This is a genomic window from Streptomyces sp. 8K308 (assembly GCF_004348315.1).
Taxonomy (GTDB): Bacteria; Actinomycetota; Actinomycetes; order Streptomycetales; family Streptomycetaceae; genus Streptomyces.
Genome location: NZ_SMKC01000429.1, coordinates 1 through 5,250 on the forward strand (window position 1 = coordinate 1; position 5,250 = coordinate 5,250).

3 protein-coding genes and 2 pseudogenes are annotated in these 5,250 nt (G+C 60.3%); 2 read left to right on the forward strand and 3 right to left on the reverse strand.

The window, feature by feature from the left end; all coding sequences use genetic code 11:
- A partial coding sequence (locus E1265_RS38345) for a hypothetical protein (protein WP_207931308.1) occupies window positions 1-269 on the forward strand: 269 nt, incomplete at its 5' end.
- 1,059 nt (window positions 270-1,328) lie between these two features.
- Here E1265_RS38345 and E1265_RS33245 read toward each other — a convergent pair.
- From E1265_RS33245 to E1265_RS40000, 3 genes and pseudogenes are all read right to left on the reverse strand, one after another.
- Window positions 1,329-1,694, reverse strand: coding sequence for a hypothetical protein (locus E1265_RS33245; protein ID WP_132934681.1), 366 nt, complete (start codon window positions 1,692-1,694; stop codon window positions 1,329-1,331).
- Window positions 1,695-1,791: 97 nt separating this feature from the next.
- Window positions 1,792-2,040 (reverse strand): annotated as a pseudogene (locus tag E1265_RS40880) (peptidoglycan-binding protein); the annotation flags it as partial.
- Between the two features lie 36 nt (window positions 2,041-2,076).
- A pseudogene (locus tag E1265_RS40000) lies at window positions 2,077-3,315 on the reverse strand (peptidoglycan-binding protein); the annotation flags it as partial.
- Window positions 3,316-4,230: 915 nt separating this feature from the next.
- Here E1265_RS40000 and E1265_RS33265 point away from each other — a divergent pair.
- Window positions 4,231-4,890: a sigma-70 family RNA polymerase sigma factor gene (locus E1265_RS33265; RefSeq protein WP_132934682.1), complete on the forward strand. Its 660-nt coding sequence runs from the start codon at window positions 4,231-4,233 to the stop codon at window positions 4,888-4,890.
- Window positions 4,891-5,250 lie beyond the last annotated feature (360 nt).

Sequence of the window (5,250 nt, forward strand, 5' to 3'; positions counted from 1 at the left end):
AGAGACAGCATCTGATCGATGGCGCGAGACTCAGGCCACGCCACCTTCCCGGCCCGCTCTTCACCTCCATCCAACTGGTTGAACGGGTGCGCCGCTCCTTCCGTTCTGCCTTCTCGGAAGCAGCTGCGGACGGCGCGACCGGCCGGCGGATCGTCCTCCTGCTCGTACGCCGCAGTCCCAAGGGCCACCTCTTCACCGACGACCTGGCGGCCATGCTCACCACTACGACCTCGTGCCCGGTAGGCGGTGAGACGTCGAACTCGCGATAGTCGATCACGGTCATGTGATGGGCACAGGTCTCGTGGAGCGATCGCCAGTGACCGGAGGTTCACGGGGCCTGTCGGCCGGTCTGATCGCTGCACTCGTCGTCGAGGCAGGCCCGCTGCGGCATGAACGTCACCAGGCCGGGCTCTCGGCGCAAGTGCGCAAGCGGGCCGTGGTCACCGCCGCGAGCACCGGCTGGTCTTCGTAGCCCGGATGCTGGCCGGTATGAGGAGATGTACGAGAGTCGGCGCAAGGCGCATTCCTAGCGGCGCCTCCGGAGCGAGCACAGCATTCGCGCGCCTGAAGAACTAGCGAGCCCTCGCCCGGTATCTCGGCCGCCGCCGGCACATGAGCGACACAGTCCAAGCCATCCCCGGTCTGCTGTCCCGCCGCGGATCGCAGACGTGACTTCGACACGGCAGACGTGATCCTCCGTCCCGCGACCATCCTCGACGTCTCACCACCTACCGCGCACGACCTCGTTAGGTTCCAGTTGCCCAACGCAGTAGCTCGACGGCAGCCGGGAGGGCGCCTCCCAGAAGAGCAGCGGCAAGGGTGAGCCACACACCGCGATGGGAGGGCGAGGGGCTGGGGTGGCGTGTAGGCAAAGATAGTGGTCCCTTCTGGTGGCCAGATGAGGCCAAGGATGAGGTGCAGTTTTCTATGGGAAAATGTTGAGGCAGCGGTTGGCACTGTTGACCCATCTGCCGTCGTTGTGCCGACATGTGTCTGGCATACCTCCCGAGGGCCGTAGGTGGAAGTTGGCCGATGGCCAGCTTCCTGACGAATTTGTTGCTATCCGAAGCCTGAGTGCGGCGGGTAACCGCCTTGAGGAAGTTACGTATTAGTGCCTTCAGAGAATCAGCATTGGGTGGCGAGGCACAGCCAAGAGGGCGGCGACACCACGGCGACAAGGTGCTCCCGGAGGCCGGGCATGCATGAGAGGGCCTACCCGCCCGGCCTCCGGGATAGCAGACATTCACTGGAGGCAAGCCCGCGACTTCTGCGGGACTGTTGGAGTAGTCCGCAACAGCCATATGAAGGTACACACTCGCCAAAGAGCGCTAGATACCCTCCTCAGCGTAAGGAGAGTCACTTTCCTGACTGGCCATGTAGAGCGAGCCCGCGAAACCGAACACCACTAAGGCCACACAGGTCGCCAGAAGAGGAACCCACTTCCGGCCGCGAGTCCGCTCCACCGCGATGACCAATCGCCAGGTGAGCAAAGCCAGGACCGGAAGCCCGAAGACCATCAACGGAAGATCCATGTAGTAGGGTTTACCAGGCCCCTCTCCTTCAAATTCCCAACGATATCCCGCTGGAGGGGAGTACAGCCATATCCCAAAACCAATCACAGCCCCAACGGCCGCGATCGTGCAGCCTATCCCCGCAGGTGCAGTTTTGTCCTGATTCGCCACCATGCTCATCATCCGCTCTGCTGTGACGCCAGTGCCGCGCTTGGATGGCGGATCTGGCCATCCAAGCGCGGCACACTTACTCGGAACTCAGTCAACCCATCCTGTCAGACTAGGTATTACGCGGGACACGCAGCTGCGCCCAACTGCTCGGCCCAGGCCAGCCATCAGCGTCGGTTCCGGAGTAGCCCAGCTTGAGCTGCCACAGTCGGTAGGAATCTCGGTCGACTTCGGTCCACTGAGGCCCCGGGCCATGCTCGTACTCACTGCATCCCTCCGCGACCAGCCGCTGTCCCATCGCAGTGACGATCGGACTGTACGGCGCGTCGTGGAACCACTCAGTACCAGGAAACGCCTGGTACTCGCCCGTGCTGGTGCGCGGGACTTCCAGCCTGGCCCAGGAGGCCTCGCCGGGCCAGCCATCGGCGTCAACCCCGGCGTAGCCCAACTTGAGCTGCCAGTTGCGGTAAGAGGCCTGATCGGTTGCTGTCCACTGCGGGCCCGGACCAGAGGTGTACTCTCCACACCCCTCCTCCACCAGACGGCGTCCCATCGCAGTGACGATCGCACTGTTCGGAGCTCCACGGAACCACTCAGCACCAGGAAACGGCTCGTACCCAACGGGCAGCGGCAAGACCGATATAAACGGAACAGCTAGCTGATCCCAACTCGTGGCGCCGGGCCAGCCATCTGCATCATCGCCGGTAAATCCGAGCATCCGCTGCCAAGCCCGGTAGGACTCTCGGTCAGCATCTGTCCACTGAGGCCCGGGACCAGTGGGATAGCGTCCACATCCACGCGCCACGAGCCTCTCCCCCATAGCCCGGATAATGGGGTGGTGGGGGCGGGATCTGAACCATTCAGTGCCCGGGAAGGGCTGGAATTCGAACGTGTTATCCGGAGGCGGTTCCTCGCCCAAGGGCATCCCTCGTGCGGGTATTTCCAGCCGCTGCCCCACCCTGACGGTGTATGGCGCGGACAGATTGTTCACCTCAATAATGTACCCCTCGGGGACATTATAGTCGAGGCTAATACTGTCGATTGTCTCACCTGCCGTCACGATGTGAGTACCTCCGTCCCACAGCACGCCTGGGTCAAGCGTGCCGTTGAGCACGAGGTTATAAAGCAAGTCCCCAGGGCACTCGGTGCGATATCCATCCCGGTGCCCTGCGATCTCCCATCCTGCGCCATGCCTCCGCAGGTAAGCGATCACGTCCTGAATGCCCGTAATGCACGCCTGAGATATATGCGGCGTCCCCCCGAACCACCTTTTCGCAGTGAACACGAGGACGGCAAAGTGATTCCTGTTCAGGGCCGTATTGCCGTTAGCGGCGTTCTGGGCGTTAAGTCCTCTCCCTTCGAACACGTAGCCGTGCTGACACACGGCAAAGTTGTAGCCGATATCGGCCCAACCGTTTGAGTTCATGTGGAAATCCTGGACCAACTTCATCTGCCCGGCACACCGATAGTGCTCAATTTCCGTGTAGGTGTCACCAAGGTAGTGGATCTTGACCCCCTGATTGGTAGCCACCGGAGGGTGACCATTCTCCGGGGGCCTCGCGTTCCAGTATGCTCGCGAAAGAAGGCGCACGTCATACTCCTCATGCGGCGAATCTAGTGCTGCTTCTGTCGCCATATCAGACGCCAGCGGCCTCGAAGGCGTTACATCTCTCAAGATATGCACCGGTGACTCGCGCTGCGGCCGTCTCTAGGTGACACTCCCGGGTCGTCGCCAGATTCGACCGATTTGCCATAAATGACGCCGACGGGCTGTTTGCGTAGCACCCAACACAGTGCGCAATGACTGGTGTCACCTGCGACCCGCCCAAGGGCGGGAGACTCCAGCCGCGGGCGAGCGGCATCACGCCCCCACCAGAAGGTGGGGGCGGCTCGAATCACTTACGCCCGGCCCTGCCGGCGCTTCCCTCCACGCGACTTACGCCGCGCCAAGCGGACCGGCCTCCACTCCATCGGACGCCCGCGACACCTCTTGTAACGCATTGTCAGTTCTGCACGTCTGTTGAACCAACAGCAACCACGCCTGTCACCCTGCCCACGTCCGCCTCTCGCATCACGGAAGGCAGCCGCAAACCACCCCCATCCCGTCAGCAGGACAATCGGGAGACGCTTTATCAATACAATTGCCGACCCGAGGGGCGAGACGTAAATCGCCAATCCAGTAGGGGTTTTTCGACACTCGAAAAAGAAATCGAGATACCATTCCCCCAACTGGACGCGCCACCCGGAAACGCCACTCCGTCACCCTCGCACGTCGAAGCGGAGCTCCTGATTCGCAAAAAATGGGACATTTTTGGTGGATACAACACATACGCGGAGAATCTCGGCGCCCGCTGGATCGGCTTAGCGCGTGAAATAGTTCATAGTTTATTTTGCCACTGAAACGACTCTCGTCCCTGAAACGCCTATAGATGCGCAGCACCGCCCTGCCGATTGTGAACCCCGTGCGTCGGCACAACGTGATGGCGCACGCTCCGAGGCGGATGATAAAAGCTGGGCAAAGCCCGCTAGGCATGGGAGGGGAAAGCATCAGATGCAGATACCTGGAAGAGCAGGAGAATCTCGCACTGCAGGATCTAATCAACCGCAATCAGAGCTCGAAAGAGCTGCTGTTGCTGCCGCCGAGAATCCCAGCGATCGGGAATCCTTGAGAATCATCTTCGAATCGCTTTACGAACCGGTATTGCGCTTCATGCGGGCACGCAGCGACGACTGGTCGATCGCAGAGGATCTAGCACAGGAGGTTTTCGTGAGAGTGGTGGGTAAGATTGAATCCTATTCAGGTGGCAGCATTCACGCGTGGATCTTCGCGATCGCCCGTAACGTCTATAGCGACCATTACCGCCCGCGGCGAAATCGCGGCTTTGAGCAGCTTTCAAGCGATTTCACGCAATTTGAGCTACCCAGCGATGATATAGGCCCTGAAGAGATAATACAGTGGTCGGAACTGGGCGAGGCTTTGCGCGTTAAGCTTGCCTCCCTGCCTTGCGAACAGCAGAGAGTTATCGAGCTGCGCGTGATCGCGGGCCTCACGGCATCCGAAGTTGGTCAGATATTGGGTAAGCCTTCGGGTACGGTAAGGGTGTTGCAGTACAGGGCTCTGGCTAAACTAAGAAAGTTAATGCCAAGCCCGGATAGCAGAATCGCCTCCCACATGCTACAGGCTCCTTCAGTGGCGCGACGGCGAACATAACCTGGAACAGGAGAGGCACTTGCTTCGGTCAGGTCACAGGCGTAAAAATGTTGAGCGACTGGAAGGATGCCTGACCGGCGCGACGCCCCCCGGAAGATCAAAGATTAAGCAGATGCTACTGGTTGTCTCTGCCTTGACTCCTGCACTCCCTCCCGATAATGAAGCAGCTAGTGTCTCGTGATCCCGTTCGTATCACTTCGAGTTGTTATTGACGAGTTTCTTCACGTTGGTCGCGACGAGTCTGACCTTTGCGAGGACCTCGCCGGCGGTCGCGGTCCAGGTGAACGGTTTCGCGGTCTCGTTCCAGGAGTTGATGTAGTCACGGATCTGCTTGATGAGGACGTGGACGGTGGAGAACGT

What these genes read in the sequence shown, in the direction of transcription:
- E1265_RS33245 (WP_132934681.1), bottom strand. Translation starts at nt 1,694, where the DNA reads ATGATGAGCATGGTGGCGAATCAGGACAAAACTGCACCTGCGGGGATA.
- E1265_RS33265 (WP_132934682.1), top strand. Translation starts at nt 4,231, where the DNA reads ATGCAGATACCTGGAAGAGCAGGAGAATCTCGCACTGCAGGATCTAAT.